The organism is Vibrio sp. 1457, assembly GCF_033340195.1.
GTDB lineage: Bacteria > Pseudomonadota > Gammaproteobacteria > Enterobacterales > Vibrionaceae > Vibrio > Vibrio alginolyticus.
Genome location: NZ_JAWOWA010000026.1, coordinates 38,473 through 55,189 on the forward strand (window position 1 = coordinate 38,473; position 16,717 = coordinate 55,189).

Sequence of the window (16,717 nt, forward strand, 5' to 3'; positions counted from 1 at the left end):
TTAGCAAGACTAACTATTTTAAATGAGTCACTCATCAAGTTCAATCATAAAAAAAAGCCGCTCTCATCGAGCGGCTCTAAATCATTCAATTTCCAGCTTCTTGGCAGCCTTTAACTTGGCCAATCTATCTTGCTGTAATTGATCGTAGATTTGCGCCAATTCCAAGAAAGAATAGCGATGCTCAACATAATCGTAAACGTTGAACGAAATCGCGAGCTTATAAAGTGAGATGGCACTTGCGATATCACCTTCAAGCTGATTACGCTTTCCAAGGTAGAAATACGTTTCCGTCAATCGTTCAGCTAGGCGATAATTCTCTCTTGTTCCATCCATAATTGCTTTAAGCGCGTCTTCGTCCGAGACATCTCGCAGCATGATAGCAACAAGAACCCACCCCCACTCTTCACTGCGATCACGTAAATAACGCTGTTGAAGATTGGCTTTTGCTTGCTCTGGATTTTGCTCAGCTTCGATGATGTACAGCCATAATGAACGAAAAGGATCCGTTGGCATTTCTTGATAATGCTTGGTCATATCTTCTAAAGCGAGATCGATTCGGCCACCATAATACAGTGCAATCGCACGGTTGCGCTCAGCATAGGTATTATCAGGAGCCAACTCTATGGTCGAGTCAAACGCTTCATATGCCGCATCAAACTCTCCTACTTGGGTAAAGTATACCCCCAAGAGATTGAAGATGTCCGGCTGAGCGGGATTCAACTGCAAAGACTGGTTAAAGTCCAAACGGGCAAGATCACGCAAACCAACGCTGTCGTAGTAGCTACCGCGCTCATAATGCATTTTAGCGCGCACTTCATCACTAAGGTCGGGACGTTGTAGCAACTGCGATAGACGCGCGATTTGTACTTCTTGTTGAACACTAGGCTGAAGTGGCACCGCCATCGGTGGATATAACCACTTTTGTGCTGATTGTTGAGAAGTATTTGCACAACCGGTCAGCGCGATAGCAACACATAAAATTGCGGTTTGAAACCATTTCACTAATTGATACTCCTGTTTGGACCGCTCAAGATTTGTTTCTCTTAATGCAATATAGGCGATAACCTCGTTTGAGGTTAATACATCGAAACAAACCAAAAAAGGGGAGCGAAAATGCTCCCCTTTTATAACATGCTTTCAGGCCCTTAATCTAATAAAAGGCTGAAAGTCTCATTTTGTCTTACTCGTCTTTAGCAGCCGGTGCTTCAGCAGCAGCTTCTTCAGCTGGCTTTTCTACCGCTTCTTTCATGCTTAGACGTACACGGCCTTGGCGGTCGATTTCAAGAACTTTAACTTGAACTTCTTGACCTTCAGCTAGGTAGTCAGACACTTTCTCTACGCGTTTTTCTGCGATTTGAGAAATGTGTACAAGACCATCTTTGCCTGGAAGAACCGTTACGAATGCACCGAAGTCAGCTAGACGTGCAACTTTACCTGTGTAGATACGGCCCACTTCCACTTCAGCAGTGATCTCTTCGATACGGCGGATAGCTTCTTTCGCAGCAGTGCCTTCAGTTGCCGCAATCTTGATAGTACCGTCGTCTTCGATTTCGATAGTTGTACCAGTCTCTTCAGTTAGAGCACGGATAACTGCACCACCTTTACCGATAACGTCTTTGATCTTCTCAGCGCTGATCTTCATCGTGTGAATACGCGGAGCAAATTCAGAGATGTCTTCACGAGCACCAGAGATAGCTTCATCCATTACAGATAGGATGTGCTTACGTGCGCCTTGAGCTTGGTTAAGCGCAATTTGCATGATTTCTTTAGTGATGCCTTCGATCTTGATGTCCATTTGAAGTGCAGTGATACCAGTGTTAGTACCTGCTACTTTAAAGTCCATGTCACCTAGGTGGTCTTCATCGCCAAGGATGTCAGAAAGTACAACGAAATCGTCACCTTCTTTAACAAGACCCATTGCGATACCAGCAACAGATGCTTTGATTGGTACACCTGCGTCCATAAGCGCAAGAGAAGTACCACATACTGAAGCCATTGAAGATGAACCGTTAGATTCAGTGATTTCCGATACAACACGTACTGTGTATGGGAACTCATCAACAGAAGGCATTACTGCAGCAATACCACGCTTCGCCAGTTTACCGTGGCCGATTTCACGACGCTTAGGAGAACCTACAAAACCAGTTTCACCTACACAGTATGGAGGGAAGTTGTAGTGCAGTAGGAAGTGATCTTTACGCTCACCAGTTAGCTCATCGATGATTTGAGCATCACGCTGAGTACCTAGCGTTGCCGTAACGATCGCCTGAGTTTCACCACGAGTGAATAGCGCGCTACCGTGAGTACGAGGAAGAACACCAGTACGTACATCTAGTGCACGAACCATGTCTTTTTCACGACCATCGATACGAGGGTTACCTGCAATAATACGGCTACGTACTACTGTCTTCTCTAGATCATGGAAGATAGTGTGGATTTCTTTTGTGTCTGCTTCAGGATCTTCAGCAAGAAGAACTTCATTTACTTCCGCAGCGATCTCATGGATGCGGTCGTAACGAGCCATTTTCTCAGTAATTTGGTAAGCTTCAACAAGTTTAGCTTCTGCTAGATCAGCAATCTTATTTTTAAGCGCTGTGTTCTCTTCAGGAGCAACCCAATCCCAAGCAGGAGTTGCAACTTCTGCTTTGAATTCGTTGATAGCTTGAATAGCAACTTGTTGTTGGTCATGACCATAAACAACCGCCGCTAGCATTTCTTCTTCAGTTAGGTTGTCCGCTTCTGACTCAACCATCAGTACTGCTGACTCTGTACCTGCAACAACAAGGTCAAGCTTAGAAGTTTCTAGTTCAGTTTGGCTAGGGTTAAGTACAAGCTGACCATCGATATGACCAACACGCGCCGCACCGATAGGGCCGTTGAATGGAATGCCAGAGATAGCAAGAGCAGCAGAAGTACCGATCATTGTAACGATATCTGGCTGAACATCTGGGTTTACAGACATTACTGTCGCGATAACCTGAACTTCGTTTTTAAACGCGTCTGGGAATAGCGGACGGATTGGACGGTCGATTAGACGAGCTGTTAGCGTTTCGCCTTCAGAAGGACGACCTTCACGTTTGAAGAAGCCGCCTGGGATTTTACCCGCAGCGTAAGTACGCTCTTGGTAGTTAACCGTTAGTGGGAAGAAGTCTTGACCTGCAACGGCTTCTTTTTTACCTACAACAGATACGAATACAGACGTATCATCCATTGTGACCATAACTGCTGCTGTAGCTTGACGTGCAATAACGCCAGTTTCTAAAGTAACTGTGTGGTTACCGTACTGGAACGTTTTAACAACTGGTTTTTCGAACATTGTTATTCCTTGTTTCTAATCTTCCTTTAGTGCTTAAAGAAATCTTAGATGTGTTAATTGACACTCAAGGCATTACGAATCGCGACTAGTAAAAAGAAACTCGGAAATTCCTTTTGAATAGTCGCGACCTTTTGGTCGACGTGGTTGACTGTAATGCTATGAGCTTTTGAGAAAACCTCTTACAAGGTTTAGCCGCCAGTATTATAACGGCATAAGTCTAATTTGGCTAAATTTAGGCAACAAAAAAGGGGCATAAAGCCCCTTTTTAGACAAACTGCTATGCAGTCGCTGATTAGCGACGTAGGCCTAGACGTTTGATTAGGTCTTGGTAGCGAGCTAGGTTTTTACCTTTTAGGTAATCTAGAAGCTTACGACGACGAGAAACCATGCGTAGAAGACCACGACGGCTGTGGTGATCGCCTTTGTGCGCTTTGAAGTGACCTTGTAGGTGGTTGATAGAAGCTGTAAGTAGAGCTACTTGAACTTCTGGTGAACCAGTGTCGCCTTCGCCTTGTGCGTATTCTGCAACGATTGCTGCTTTAGTTTCTGCATTCAGAGACATAATTCTCTCCTAATAAGAGTAGGTTTAAAGTTGTAGCAGCCAATCTCTGATTCAGCCGCTACGCGAAGCGCGGATTATAGGGAAATTTCCTATCTCGTGCAATATAAAAATACCGACACTCAGGTCGGTATTTTCAATCATTTACTTGGATGCAACGTCATCTCGGAACACGACCAATCGCTTAGGAGCGATTTTGCCATCTTCGTTCATTTCGCCAACGCCAATAAACAAGCGTTCTTCACCCATAGTAAGGCGAAGTGAGCCCTCAGTCGGAGCACCAAATACTTGAACGGGCTGCCCATGTTGGACCATATTCGCCAGTTCAGGCACCAAGTTGACTTCTGGTAAGTCTTCTACCGCTGTATCCATTGGCAAAAGCAGTGGGTCCAGTAGTTCTCGAGGCGCTCGTTCCTCGCGGTGAGCTTGCTCTAGCAACTCATTTAGTTGCTCAAGTGTTACCATATTCTCGTAAGGGTATTTAGCAACACCAGTACGACGAAGCATAGTTACGTGCGCACCACAACCTAACATTTCGCCCAGATCATCAACGATAGTACGAATATAGGTACCTTTAGAGCAGTGCACTTCCATCTCTACTTCATCGCCTTCAAAACGGTGAAGAACAATCTCATATACCGTGATCTTACGAGATTCACGCGGAACTTCGATGCCTTTACGAGCGTATTCATACAAGGGTTTACCTTGATACTTCAACGCAGAGAACATGGAAGGCACTTGATCAGATTCACCACGGAACTGATCGATGCACGCTTCTAGCTTGTCTAACGTAACATCGACTGGACGCGTCTCTACAACTTCACCATCCGAGTCAGACGTATTGGTACGTTCACCCAGCTTTGCGATCACGCGGTAGCGTTTATCAGAATCAAGAAGAAACTGAGAAAATTTTGTCGCTTCACCCAAGCAAATTGGCAGCATGCCTGTCGCTAATGGGTCCAAGGCTCCAGTGTGGCCTGCTTTCTCAGCAAAGTAGATTCGCTTTACTTTTTGCAGTGCATCATTGGAAGAGATACCTGTTGGTTTGTCCAACAGTATAACGCCATTAATTGGACGACCTTTACGACGACGAGCCATTATTCTTCGTCCTCACGACCAGAATCTTTTTGCTTTTGTTTGTCTGAACTAACGACTTCAGACACTAGGTTAGACATACGCATACCTTCAACAAGCGTATTGTCATAGTGGAAGCGGATTTCTGGCGTTAAACGTAGACGAATACGCTTACCTAACATCATGCGAATGTGCACTTCGTGCTCACGTAGCGCTGCTAGACATGATTCTGGTGTTTGCTCACCCACACACAGGAAGGTCACAAATACTTTTGCGTAAGCTAGGTCACGAGAGACTTCTACGTCTGAGATCGTCACCATGCCAAGGCGAGAGTCACGAACTTCACGTTGAAGGATCATCGCTAGTTCTTTTTGCAGCTGCTGTGCAACGCGCTGCGTGCGGCTAAATTCTTTTGACATATCTTTACTCTTATATAGAAAGAATGGGGGGTTGGTCAAAGCCAGCCCCCCATGGTGTATTCAACAACCAATTACTACTTATCTTTCAAAGACAATATTAGTAATTTTAGTCAATTAGTCTAGAGTACGTTTAATTTCAACGATTTCGAAGACTTCGATTTGGTCACCAACGCGAACATCATTGTAGTTCTTAACGCCGATACCACATTCGTAGCCATTCTTAACTTCTTGAACGTCATCTTTGAAACGACGTAGTGACTCTAGTTCACCTTCGTAAATAACAACGTTATCACGTAGTACACGGATTGGGTTGTTACGCTTGATCACACCTTCTGTAACCATACAACCAGCGATAGCGCCCAGTTTCGGTGACTTAAACACGTCACGAACTTCAGCAAGACCAATGATCTCTTGCTTGAATTCTGGAGCAAGCATACCGCCCATTGCTTGTTTCACTTCATCAATCAATTGGTAAATGATTGAGTAGTAACGTAAGTCAACAGCTGCGGCTTCAACAGCACGGCGAGCAGAAGCATCTGCACGAACGTTAAAGCCAAGGATGATTGCGTTTGAAGCTTCCGCTAGTACTACGTCAGTTTCCGTAATACCACCTACACCAGAACCAACGATGTTCACTTTAACTTCGTCAGTAGATAGCTTAACTAGTGAGTCTGCGATTGCTTCTACAGAACCTTGAACGTCTGCTTTAAGTACAACGTTAAGTTCAGCAACTTCACCAGCAGTCATGTTAGAGAACATGTTCTCTAGTTTAGATTTCTGCTGACGAGCAAGTTTCACTTCACGGAACTTACCAGCACGGTAGTTAGCTACTTCACGCGCTTTACGCTCGTCACGAACTACTGTTGCTTCATCACCTGAAGATGGTACACCTGAAAGACCTAGGATCTCTACAGGGATAGATGGGCCAGCCGAAGTAATTTCTTTACCTAGCTCATCACGCATTGCACGAACACGGCCGTATTCTTGACCACAAAGAACGATGTCGCCTTTGTTTAGTGTACCTGATTGAACAAGTACTGTTGCAACTGGACCACGACCTTTATCTAGGCGAGATTCAACAACAACACCAGATGCCATGCCTTCAGCTACAGCTGTAAGTTCAAGAACTTCAGACTGAAGAAGGATTGCTTCTAGAAGACCATCGATGTTTGTACCCTGTTTAGCAGAGATGTGAACGAACATGTTCTCACCGCCCCACTCTTCAGGAATAACGTCGTATTGAGCAAGCTCGTTCTTAACGTTATCTGGGTTCGCGTCTTCTTTATCGATCTTGTTCACAGCAACAATTAGAGGAACGCCTGCCGCTTTCGCGTGCTGAATCGCTTCTACTGTTTGTGGCATTACGCCATCGTCTGCTGCAACTACAAGAACAACGATATCTGTTGCTTGAGCACCACGAGCACGCATTGCAGTAAACGCTGCGTGTCCAGGAGTATCAAGGAACGTGATCATGCCGTTGTCTGTTTCAACGTGGTACGCACCAATGTGCTGAGTAATACCACCCGCTTCGCCAGAAGCAACGTGTGTGCGACGGATGTAGTCAAGTGTTGACGTTTTACCGTGGTCAACGTGACCCATGATAGTAACAACTGGAGCACGTGGAACTGCTTCCGCGTTAGTGTCACGGTCAGATAGTACCGCTTCTTCCAGTTCGTTCTCTTTACGAAGAACTACTTTATGGCCCATTTCTTCAGCAACAAGTTGTGCTGTTTCTTGGTCGATCACTTGGTTGATAGTCGCCATAGCGCCCATCTTCATCATTACTTTGATAACTTCTGTCGCTTTAACCGACATCTTGTTAGCAAGTTCTGATAGAACGATCGTTTCGCCAATTACAACGTCTTGCTTAGCAACCGTTGCTGACTTATCAAACCCGTGCTGCATTGAAGTCGGCTTAGCAAGTTTGCCCTTACGACCTCTACCGCCACGTTGGTTGTTACGGCCACCGCGAGCTTGGTCGTCTTTACCCGAAGCTGCTTTTTTCTTCTTACGACGACCGCCTTCTACTTTGCGATCTGCTTCATCTTCGGCTTCACGTGCGTATTGTGAAGTCGTTACATGGTAATCTGTATCTTCCATATCACCCTTTTTCTCTTCTGCAGCAGACCAACGCTCTTTATTCTTTTCAGCCAATTCGCGAGCTTCTTCAAGCTTGCGCTGACTTTCCTCTTCAGCCTTACGCTTAGCTTCTTCTTCCTGACGACGTTTAAGCTCGTCGGCCTCTTTTCGCGCTGCTTCTTGCTTAATTTTCTCTTCAGCATCACGCTTTGCTTTTTCTTCAGCATTACGTTGTGCATTCGTATCTACGTCTCGCTTCGCTTTTTCTTCAGCTTCACGTTTCGCTTTTTCTTCCGCTTCACGTTTTGCAGCTTCTTCAGCTTCACGTTTCGCAGCTTCTTCAGCTTCACGTTTTGCAGCTTCTTCTGCTGCACGTTTTGCTGCTTCTTCTGCTTCACGTTGTGCTGCTTCTTCAGCTTCACGTTTCGCTTCATCTTCAATTGTGCTGCGCTTCACGTATGTACGTTTTTTGCGCACCTCAACCTGAACATTCTTACTCTTACCACCACCCGCGTTCACACTAAGTGTACTACGAGTTTTACGCTGAAGCGTAAGGCGAGTCGGCTCTGAATCACCTGATTTATCACCGTGTTCTTTCTTTAAATGAGAGAGAAGCTTCTGCTTCTCTTCATCAGTAACATTGTCAGAGCTCGCCTTTTTAATGCCAGCGTCAGCAAGTTGTTCAATCAAGCGGTCGACTGGCGTACCAATCTCATCACTCAGTGCTTTAACTGTTAATTGTGTCATGCCGCTTCCTCCTTGCCGAAAATTATGCTTCTTCGCCGAACCAACAGATGTTACGTGCGGCCATAATTAGCTCACCTGCACGTTCTTCGGTCAGGCCTTCGATACCTTCTAAATCGTCAATACCTTGGTCAGCAAGATCTTCCAGTGTCGCTACACCTTTCGCTGCCAATTTAAATGCCATCTCACGCTCAAGACCTTCAAGTGCAAGTAGGTCCTCAGCTGGTTCTAGACCTTCAAAAGACTCTTCTTGTGCTAGTGCGATCGTCGTTAGTGCATCTTTTGCACGTCCACGAAGCTCTTCGATTAGTTCTTCATTCAAACCATCGATTTCTAGTAGCTCGTTAACTGGCACGTATGCGATTTCTTCTAGCGTTGAGAAACCTTCTTCAACAAGAAGTTGAGCGAAGTCTTCTTCAATATCTAGGTACTTCATGAAGTTTTCAATAGATGCTTGTGATTCTTCAGCGTGTTTCTTCTGAAGATCAGCAACTGTCATAACATTCAGTTCCCAACCGGTTAGTTGAGATGCTAGACGCACGTTTTGACCGTTACGACCAATAGCTTGCGCTAGGTTGTCAGCTTCAACTGCGATGTCCATTGAGTGTGCATCCTCATCAACGATGATAGAAGCAACATCAGCTGGCGCCATTGCGTTGATAACGAATTGAGCTGGGTTATCATCCCAAAGAACGATATCGATACGCTCCCCACCAAGTTCGCCAGAAACAGCTTGTACACGTGCACCACGCATACCAACACACGCACCTACAGGGTCGATACGTTTGTCATTTGTTTTGACAGCGATCTTAGCGCGAGAACCAGGATCACGTGCTGCGCCTTTAAGCTCGATAATATCTTCTGCGATTTCAGGCACTTCAACACGGAACAGTTCTGCCAACATTTCTGGCTTAGAACGAGTGATGAACAATTGGAAACCACGTGCTTCAGGCGCGACTTTGTAAAGAAGGCCACGTACGCGGTCGCCTGGACGGAAGTTTTCACGAGGAAGTTGGTCATCACGCAGGATTACCGCTTCAGCGTTATTACCAAGATCAAGCACGATTGTGTCACGGTTTACTTTTTTCACGACACCAGTGATTAGATCACCTTCATTGTCGATGAACTGTTCAACGATTTGTGCGCGCTCAGCTTCACGAACTTTTTGAACGATAACTTGTTTAGCAGTTTGAGTCGTAATACGGTCAAACGTTACAGATTCGATTTCGTCTTCTACGTAGTCGCCAAGCCCGATTGAGTCATCTTCGTATTGCGCTGCTTCTAGTGAGATCTCTTTTGTAGGGTTCTCAACGTCATCAACAACTAACCAACGGCGGTAAGTGACAAACTCACCGGTTTTACGGTCAATGGCAACACGTACGTCGATTTCGATTTCGTATTTTTTCTTTGTAGAAGTTGCTAGAGCAATCTCAAGAGCCTCAAAGATACGCTCACGAGGTACCGCTTTTTCGTTCGATACCGCTTCTGCTACCGCTAAAATTTCTTTACTCATTGTATTTAGCCTCTAAGCTTAAACTTTTTTAGGGAACTAAAATTTAGGGATCAGGTTAGCTTTGGAAATGTTACTTAGAGCAAACTCTTCTTGCTGACCGTCTACAGTAATTGTCACTGTTTCGCCATCAACACCGTGGATAATACCTTTCCACTTACGACGGTTTGCTACAGCCATTTTCAATACGATGCTGACCTCGTGACCAATAAATTGCTCGTAATGTGCTGCTTTAAAAAGTGGTCTTTCTAAACCTGGAGAAGACACTTCTAGGCTGTAAGCAACAGAAATTGGATCTTCAACGTCTAAAACTGCACTAACTTGGTGGCTAACTTCTGCACAGTCGTCTACGTTAATACCATTTTCATGGTCAATGTAGATACGTAACGTTGAGTGCGCGCCTGCACGAATGAATTCTAATCCAACTAACTCATAACCTGATGCCGCTACTGGCGCGTCAAGCATTTCAGTAAGTTGTCTTTCTAAACCAGTCATTTAACCACTCCAGAAACAAAAAAAGGGCTCAGAGCCCAATCAAAAAACCAAGCAGTATCTGAGCTATTTCAAAAAGCTCAGATAACAAAAAACCCCGATAGTCGGGGTTTTATGCTGCTGGACCCTGATACGTTAAGAATAGCCAACAATTGCTTTTCTTAACTCGTAGTGTGGTTAGCACTACGCAAACTTGCCAATCTACGATTTCCTTTTAAAGAAAGAGATTGGTTGCGGGGGCCGGATTTGAACCGACGACCTTCGGGTTATGAGCCCGACGAGCTACCAAGCTGCTCCACCCCGCGTCCGACTTGCTGAGCATTATACTCGCAAACAAGTGATTTACAAGTTTGTAAATACATGGTGCCGAGAGAGGGACTCGAACCCTCACACCTAAGGCACTAGCACCTCATGCTAGCGTGTCTACCAATTTCACCATCTCGGCATCAAAACCTTACAGCTTATTGAGGAATTTCATCACCCGCTGGGGCAGGAACTTCACTCGCTGCATCCTTAACTTGTTCAACAACTGGTTGACCTAACGTTGGGTCTACCCATTGTGATTCAGTCTGGTGCGTAGACATACGACCAAGTAACAAGCTAACGATAAAGAATACGGTTGCTAAAATAGCAGTTGTTCGGGTTAAGAAATTACCTGAGCCGCCAGCACCAAACACTGTGTTTGAAGCACCAGCACCGAACGAGGCTCCCATATCTGCGCCTTTACCTTGTTGAATCAACACAAGGCCAATCACACCAAGCGCTGCCAACAGGTAAATCACAAGTAGAACTGAAAACATTTTTTCCACCTATGTTCCAAATTGTTGAGCCAGCGCCGTTCAAAAGAATAAATCATTATGAACAAGGCTAGCGACCTCCTAACGGGAGGCGGAGCAATACTAGCGAAAGCCAGTAACGCTGACAAGGGAAAATTAGTAAAAAATCAATGCCAATGCGTTAAGCGCTCAAAAAAAGGGCAAAAGATGCCCTTTTCATTCAAGACATGCTTTAACGCAATGATTAACAACTTGCTTTAACAGCCTCAGCGATTTTCAATGCTGAGTGTTGAACTAGTTCACCATCTTCGCCTTCCACCATAACGCGGATCAAAGGCTCAGTGCCAGACTTACGCAGCAGTACACGCCCTTTATCACCAAGTGTCGCCTCTACTTCAGCGACAGCGTTTAATACAGCTGTAGCTTCAAGAGGGTTACTTTCTCCTGAGAAACGGACATTTTCTAAAACCTGAGGATATAGTGTCATTCCTTGCGATAGTTCATATAAAGACATATCGCTGCCAATTACAGAAGCAAGTACTTGAAGTGCAGCAACAATCGCATCGCCGGTTGTGACTTTATCTAATAAGATCACATGGCCTGAGTTTTCAGCACCAATTTTCCAACCTTTTTCTAGCAGTTGCTCCATGACATAACGGTCACCAACAGCGGCACGTACAAACGGAATGCCTAGCTGCTTTAAACCATTTTCCATACCCAAGTTAGTCATTAGTGTACCAACAACACCACCCTTTAGCTCACCACGACGAAGAGCATCACGAGCGATGATATAAGCAATTTGGTCACCATCAACTTTGTTACCTAGGTGATCGACCATAATGATGCGGTCACCATCACCATCAAATGCGAGACCAAGGTGCGCTTGCTCTTCAACAACACGCTGTTGAAGTGCTCGTACGTCTGTTGCGCCCACTTTTTCATTAATGTTGATGCCGTTAGGCTCTACGCCCATAGCGATAACTTCTGCCCCAAGTTCTTTGAAGACATTTGGAGCGATGTGGTACGTTGCACCGTGCGCACAGTCTACTACGATCTTAAAGTTCGCAAGGCTCAACTCAGATGGGAAAGTACTCTTACAGAATTCGATGTAACGACCAGCTGCATCATTTAGACGGGTTGCTTTACCAAGCTCAGCAGACTCCACACATTCAATTTCTTTATCTAACTCAGCTTCGATCGCCAATTCGATATCGTCAGGTAGCTTAGTACCCTCAGAAGAAAAGAATTTAATTCCGTTGTCGTAATATGGGTTATGTGATGCAGAAATCACAATACCAGCCTCGGCACGGAAAGTCTGAGTTAAATATGCCACAGCTGGAGTTGGCATGGGACCAGTAAATGTTGCTTTAAGTCCCGCAGCTGCAAGGCCTGCCTCTAGTGCAGATTCAAGCATATAACCTGAAATACGTGTATCTTTACCTATGATAACTTTCTTTGTGCCTTGTTTCGCTAGTACACGACCAGCAGCCCAGCCAAGCTTAAGTACGAAGTCTGGAGTGATTGGGTATTGTCCTACTTTACCGCGCACACCGTCAGTACCAAAGTAACGTCTTTCATTCGACATAAACTTTCCTTTATTATTTTTAAATATTGTTTTTCGTCATCTCAACAACTTTCATTGCTTCGATTGTCTCTTCAAAGTCATGCACGCGAATGATCTGCGCGCCTTTCATCGCGGCAATCGTAGCACAAACAACACTTGCGTTCGTACACTCTGCCGCTGGCTTGTCTAACAGTTTGAAGATCATGGATTTACGAGACATGCCAGCCAAAATAGGCAGGCCGAATTCATGAAACTTTTCAAGATGAGCAAGCATATGATAATTGTGTTCGATTGTTTTGCCAAAGCCAAACCCAGGATCGAGAATCAGTTGAGATTTATCAATCCCTGCTGCTTCACACGCCGCGATACGTTCTTCTAGAAAAGCCGACACGTCCCCCATTAAATCATCATAATGAGGGTCAACTTGCATGGTCCTAGGCTGACCTTTCATATGCATCAGACAAATTGGAAGGTTTGCTTCTGCTGCGACTTCCAGAGCACCTGGCTCTTGCAGCGAGCGGATGTCATTGATCAAATCAGCCCCAGCATCAATTGCTTGACGCATCACTTCTGCTTTACTGGTGTCAACGGAAATCCACACATCATACTTTTCACGAATGGCTTTGATTACTGGGACAACACGCCTAAGCTCTTCTTCCAAAGACACATCCGGTGCACCAGGTCTTGTCGATTCACCACCAACATCAACAATACTTACACCAGCCTTTATCATTTTATCAACTTGAGCAAGAGCAAGTTCAATTGAGTTGTATTTACCGCCATCCGAAAAGGAATCCGGTGTCACATTTAGAATGGCCATGACATGTGGACGCGAAAGGTCCAAAGATTTGTTATTTGCTGTAATCATCATCATAAACACAAAAACCCCGAGATAACTCGGGGTTTAATATTATCGATACTCTTTATTCAGAGTCTTTCTTTTCAGGCGCTTCGTTAGAAGTTGTTTCAGAAGAGCTAGGCTGTTCTGCATCTTTCGCAGTCTCCGTTGCTTCTTCTTTAACTTCTTGCTTTGCTTGAGGCTTGTCGCTGTCTTCTGGTTTGCTTGCTGAGTTATCACTCCAGCCCGCAGGCTCACGAATTTCAGCTTTGCGCTCCATTAAGTCATCAATCTGGCGAGCATCAATGGTTTCATACTTCATCAGCGCATCTTTCATCGCATGCATGATATCCATGTTCTCTTGAAGAATCTTCTTCGCACGATCGTAGTTGCGGTCAATGATCTGACGAACTTCGTCATCAATCAACTTCGCTGTATCGTCAGACACATGTTTAGTCTGAGTTACACTACGCCCTAAGAACACTTCGCCTTCATCTTCTGCATACAGCAGAGGGCCAAGCTTTTCAGAGAAACCCCATTGAGTAACCATCTTACGAGCAATATCTGTTGCGCGCTCGATATCATTAGAAGCACCGGTTGATACTTTGTCAGCACCGTAGATAAGTTCTTCTGCTAAACGACCACCGTACAAGCTAGAAATCATTGATTCTAGGTGTTGGCGAGACATACTCACGCGGTCCTGCTCTGGAAGGTACATTGTTACACCCAACGCACGACCACGTGGAATGATAGACACTTTGTACACTGGATCGTGTTCAGGAACCAAGCGACCAACAATCGCGTGACCCGCTTCGTGGTATGCGGTTGACTCTTTCACTTCCTCAGACATCACCATTGAACGGCGCTCGGCACCCATCATGATTTTGTCTTTCGCAAGTTCAAACTCAACCATAGAAACGTTGCGCTTGTTACCACGCGCAGCAAACAGAGCTGCTTCGTTAACTAAGTTTGCTAGGTCAGCACCAGAAAAGCCTGGAGTACCACGTGCGATGAGAGAAGGCTCTACATCACCCGCTAGAGGGACCTTACGCATGTGAACTTTTAGGATCTGTTCACGGCCACGTACATCTGGAAGACCAACTACCACTTGACGGTCAAAACGACCAGGACGCAGTAGCGCAGGGTCTAGCACGTCCGGACGGTTAGTCGCAGCGATAACGATAATACCTTCGTTACCTTCGAAACCATCCATCTCAACGAGCATTTGGTTTAGTGTTTGTTCACGTTCATCATGACCACCACCAACACCTGCGCCACGTTGACGGCCTACCGCATCGATCTCATCGATAAAGATGATACAAGGTGCAGCTTTCTTTGCTTGTTCAAACATGTCACGCACACGAGATGCACCAACACCAACGAACATTTCTACGAAATCAGAACCAGAGATAGTAAAGAATGGTACTTTCGCCTCACCGGCAATGGCTTTCGCTAGAAGCGTTTTACCCGTACCAGGAGGACCAACCATTAGAACACCCGTTGGAATCTTACCGCCCAGTTTTTGGAAGCGGCTTGGATCGCGTAGGTAGTCCACCAGTTCTTTCACGTCTTCTTTTGCTTCGTCACAACCAGCAACGTCAGCAAAAGTTGTCTTGATTTGTTCTTCGCTCATCATTCGAGCTTTGCTCTTACCAAAAGACATGGCGCCTTTACCACCGCCGCCTTGCATTTGACGCATGAAGAAAATCCACACACCAATTAGTAAGATCATTGGGAACCAAGAGATGAAGATAGTACCAAGCAAGCTTTGCTCTTCTGGAGGCGTGCCTTGTACTTTCACGTTTTGGTTAATTAGGTCATCTAGAAGCTTTTGGTCATACACTGGCATGTAAGTGACCATTTTGGCACCGCCGCCACGACGAACAAAGCTAATTTCACCGTCTTTAAAAGTTGCTTCTTGAATCTGGCCTTGGCCAACTTCCTGTACAAACGTGGTGTAATCCACGGTTCTGCCATTGCTTTCTCCAGGGCCAAAGCTCTGGAATACCGACATCAATACGACGGCGATAACAAGCCACAGAATTAAATTTTTTGCCATGTCACTCAAGGTGTAAGCCTCTCGATAACTAATTGTAATTAAAGGTAGGGTACTACAGTTCATTAACTGTAGCTATAGTGTTAACACGCTCTCAAGAGAGCAAAATGGTTAACCTTTGTAACCAGTGGCTACGACGAAGACCTCTCGAGAGCGAGCTCGCGATGAGTCTGGTTTTCTAATTTTTACGGCTTTAAACATGTCTCGGACTTCTTTCACATACTGATCGAAGCCTTCCCCTTGGAAAACCTTTACGACAAAGCTACCATTAGGCGCTAGAACTTGTCGACACATATCTAAAGCTAATTCAACTAAATACATAGCGCGAGGTTGATCAACAGAATTGTTTCCCGCGATGTTAGGCGCCATATCAGACATTACTACGTCTACCATGGAAGGTTGGATCCTTTCTAGCAAAGCTTCCAATACCGCATCATCACGAAAGTCGCCTTGTAAAAAGCTAACGCCAGCAATCGGGTCCATAGGAAGCAAGTCACACGCAATGATCTGACCACTGTCCCCTACTATCTTAGCAGCATATTGAGACCATCCGCCCGGCGCGGCCCCCAAGTCGACGACTGTCATTCCAGGCTTTAACAATTTATCTTTCGTTTGAATCTCATCGATCTTGAAATAAGCACGTGAGCGGTAGCCTTTTTTTCGGGCTTCATTCGCGTATTTATCATCAAAGTGTTCTTTCAACCAACGACCAGAACTAGCCGAATGTTTTTGTTTACTCATTTTAATCCCAACAAGGCACAAATTGGAGCTATTGTTTTAATAGGCGCTACCTATTACTCAATAAATTATAGTCTTCAGCAATAGATGGCGTTAAAATAGCTTTTTTCAACCCTTATTTTAAAGAAAATTGGCCGCGTAATGAACCTAAGCACCAAACAAAAGCAGCACCTTAAAGGCCTAGCTCACAGTTTAAAACCTGTTGTGCTAATGGGCGCAAATGGACTTACAGAAGCCGTGCTAGCAGAAATTGAAATCGCTCTTAACCATCACGAACTTATCAAAGTAAAAGTTGCTTCGGAAGATCGTGAAACAAAACAGCTAATCATCGACGCTATCGTACGTGAGACGGGCGCTGAAAAAGTTCAGACTATTGGTAAAGTGCTTGTGCTATACCGCCAGTCTGAAGAGCGTAAAATCGAAATCCCTCGTAAGTAACTCTACTTACGTTGCTGAAGAAAAAAGGTCGCCTGAGGCGCAATGTAGTTCACTTAAGAGGAGCCGCGTAGCGATTAACAGGGTATCGGGTCTTTGATATTTTTACCGCCCTAG

At 45.1% G+C, this 16,717-nt stretch carries 14 protein-coding genes and 2 tRNA genes; 1 reads left to right on the forward strand and 15 read right to left on the reverse strand.

The genetic code is table 11. The annotated features are described in order from the left end of the window. Positions 1-81: 81 nt before the first annotated feature. From nlpI to rlmE, 15 genes are all read right to left on the reverse strand, one after another. Positions 82-1,002, reverse strand: coding sequence for a lipoprotein NlpI (gene nlpI / locus R7Z41_RS20335; RefSeq protein ID WP_005380101.1), 921 nt, complete (start codon positions 1,000-1,002; stop codon positions 82-84). Between the two features lie 178 nt (positions 1,003-1,180). Then, positions 1,181-3,316 (reverse strand): polyribonucleotide nucleotidyltransferase, encoded by a 2,136-nt coding sequence (gene pnp, locus R7Z41_RS20340; RefSeq protein WP_005380098.1) that lies wholly within the window; start codon positions 3,314-3,316, stop codon positions 1,181-1,183. A gap of 292 nt (positions 3,317-3,608) precedes the next feature. Further along, complete coding sequence (gene rpsO, locus R7Z41_RS20345) at positions 3,609-3,878, reverse strand: 30S ribosomal protein S15 (protein ID WP_005380094.1); 270 nt, start codon at positions 3,876-3,878, stop codon at positions 3,609-3,611. Positions 3,879-4,019: 141 nt separating this feature from the next. Next, complete coding sequence (truB, locus tag R7Z41_RS20350; RefSeq protein ID WP_005380088.1) at positions 4,020-4,973, reverse strand: tRNA pseudouridine(55) synthase TruB; 954 nt, start codon at positions 4,971-4,973, stop codon at positions 4,020-4,022. Further along, a complete protein-coding gene (gene rbfA, locus R7Z41_RS20355) occupies positions 4,973-5,368 on the reverse strand; it encodes a 30S ribosome-binding factor RbfA (RefSeq protein ID WP_005380087.1) in 396 nt (131 codons plus the stop codon). The genes truB and rbfA overlap by 1 nt, the downstream gene beginning before the upstream one ends. Positions 5,369-5,482: 114 nt before the next feature. Beyond that, the gene (gene infB, locus R7Z41_RS20360) at positions 5,483-8,194 is read right to left on the reverse strand and encodes a translation initiation factor IF-2 (protein ID WP_005380086.1); all 2,712 of its coding nucleotides are present in this window, start codon (positions 8,192-8,194) and stop codon (positions 5,483-5,485) included. A 22-nt stretch (positions 8,195-8,216) separates the two neighbouring features. Beyond that, positions 8,217-9,704 carry a transcription termination factor NusA gene (nusA, locus tag R7Z41_RS20365; RefSeq protein ID WP_053306752.1) on the reverse strand — a complete coding sequence of 496 codons (1,488 nt, stop codon included), beginning with the start codon at positions 9,702-9,704 and terminating at the stop codon, positions 8,217-8,219. 36 nt (positions 9,705-9,740) lie between these two features. Beyond that, positions 9,741-10,196 (reverse strand): ribosome maturation factor RimP, encoded by a 456-nt coding sequence (rimP, locus tag R7Z41_RS20370; protein ID WP_005386424.1) that lies wholly within the window; start codon positions 10,194-10,196, stop codon positions 9,741-9,743. Positions 10,197-10,421: 225 nt separating this feature from the next. Beyond that, positions 10,422-10,498: transfer RNA gene (locus tag R7Z41_RS20375), tRNA-Met, on the reverse strand. 56 nt (positions 10,499-10,554) lie between these two features. Continuing rightward, positions 10,555-10,638, reverse strand: a tRNA-Leu gene (locus R7Z41_RS20380). A 16-nt stretch (positions 10,639-10,654) separates the two neighbouring features. Then, positions 10,655-10,993 carry a preprotein translocase subunit SecG gene (secG, locus tag R7Z41_RS20385; RefSeq protein WP_005380080.1) on the reverse strand — a complete coding sequence of 113 codons (339 nt, stop codon included), beginning with the start codon at positions 10,991-10,993 and terminating at the stop codon, positions 10,655-10,657. A 220-nt stretch (positions 10,994-11,213) separates the two neighbouring features. Beyond that, complete coding sequence (gene glmM, locus R7Z41_RS20390; RefSeq protein WP_005388992.1) at positions 11,214-12,554, reverse strand: phosphoglucosamine mutase; 1,341 nt, start codon at positions 12,552-12,554, stop codon at positions 11,214-11,216. 19 nt (positions 12,555-12,573) lie between these two features. Continuing rightward, positions 12,574-13,404, reverse strand: a complete 831-nt coding sequence (gene folP, locus R7Z41_RS20395) for a dihydropteroate synthase (RefSeq protein WP_017820419.1) — start codon at positions 13,402-13,404, stop codon at positions 12,574-12,576. Positions 13,405-13,456: 52 nt separating this feature from the next. Further along, positions 13,457-15,430, reverse strand: a complete 1,974-nt coding sequence (gene ftsH / locus R7Z41_RS20400; RefSeq protein ID WP_017635895.1) for an ATP-dependent zinc metalloprotease FtsH — start codon at positions 15,428-15,430, stop codon at positions 13,457-13,459. 108 nt (positions 15,431-15,538) lie between these two features. Then, positions 15,539-16,168 carry a 23S rRNA (uridine(2552)-2'-O)-methyltransferase RlmE gene (rlmE, locus tag R7Z41_RS20405; RefSeq protein ID WP_005388985.1) on the reverse strand — a complete coding sequence of 210 codons (630 nt, stop codon included), beginning with the start codon at positions 16,166-16,168 and terminating at the stop codon, positions 15,539-15,541. A gap of 138 nt (positions 16,169-16,306) precedes the next feature. Between rlmE and yhbY the strand changes: the two genes are divergently transcribed. Further along, a complete protein-coding gene (gene yhbY / locus R7Z41_RS20410) occupies positions 16,307-16,603 on the forward strand; it encodes a ribosome assembly RNA-binding protein YhbY (RefSeq protein ID WP_005380066.1) in 297 nt (98 codons plus the stop codon). Positions 16,604-16,717: the final 114 nt, after the last annotated feature.

Bases quoted from the DNA above. Each gene is read 5' to 3' on its own strand.
- rpsO (WP_005380094.1), bottom strand. From the start codon at position 3,878: ATGTCTCTGAATGCAGAAACTAAAGCAGCAATCGTTGCAGAATACGCA.
- ftsH (WP_017635895.1), bottom strand. From the start codon at position 15,430: ATGGCAAAAAATTTAATTCTGTGGCTTGTTATCGCCGTCGTATTGATG.
- yhbY (WP_005380066.1), top strand. From the start codon at position 16,307: ATGAACCTAAGCACCAAACAAAAGCAGCACCTTAAAGGCCTAGCTCAC.
- pnp (WP_005380098.1), bottom strand. From the start codon at position 3,316: ATGTTCGAAAAACCAGTTGTTAAAACGTTCCAGTACGGTAACCACACA.
- nusA (WP_053306752.1), bottom strand. From the start codon at position 9,704: ATGAGTAAAGAAATTTTAGCGGTAGCAGAAGCGGTATCGAACGAAAAA.
- rbfA (WP_005380087.1), bottom strand. From the start codon at position 5,368: ATGTCAAAAGAATTTAGCCGCACGCAGCGCGTTGCACAGCAGCTGCAA.
- folP (WP_017820419.1), bottom strand. From the start codon at position 13,404: ATGATGATTACAGCAAATAACAAATCTTTGGACCTTTCGCGTCCACAT.
- infB (WP_005380086.1), bottom strand. From the start codon at position 8,194: ATGACACAATTAACAGTTAAAGCACTGAGTGATGAGATTGGTACGCCA.
- glmM (WP_005388992.1), bottom strand. From the start codon at position 12,554: ATGTCGAATGAAAGACGTTACTTTGGTACTGACGGTGTGCGCGGTAAA.
- rimP (WP_005386424.1), bottom strand. From the start codon at position 10,196: ATGACTGGTTTAGAAAGACAACTTACTGAAATGCTTGACGCGCCAGTA.
- rlmE (WP_005388985.1), bottom strand. From the start codon at position 16,168: ATGAGTAAACAAAAACATTCGGCTAGTTCTGGTCGTTGGTTGAAAGAA.
- truB (WP_005380088.1), bottom strand. From the start codon at position 4,973: ATGGCTCGTCGTCGTAAAGGTCGTCCAATTAATGGCGTTATACTGTTG.
- secG (WP_005380080.1), bottom strand. From the start codon at position 10,993: ATGTTTTCAGTTCTACTTGTGATTTACCTGTTGGCAGCGCTTGGTGTG.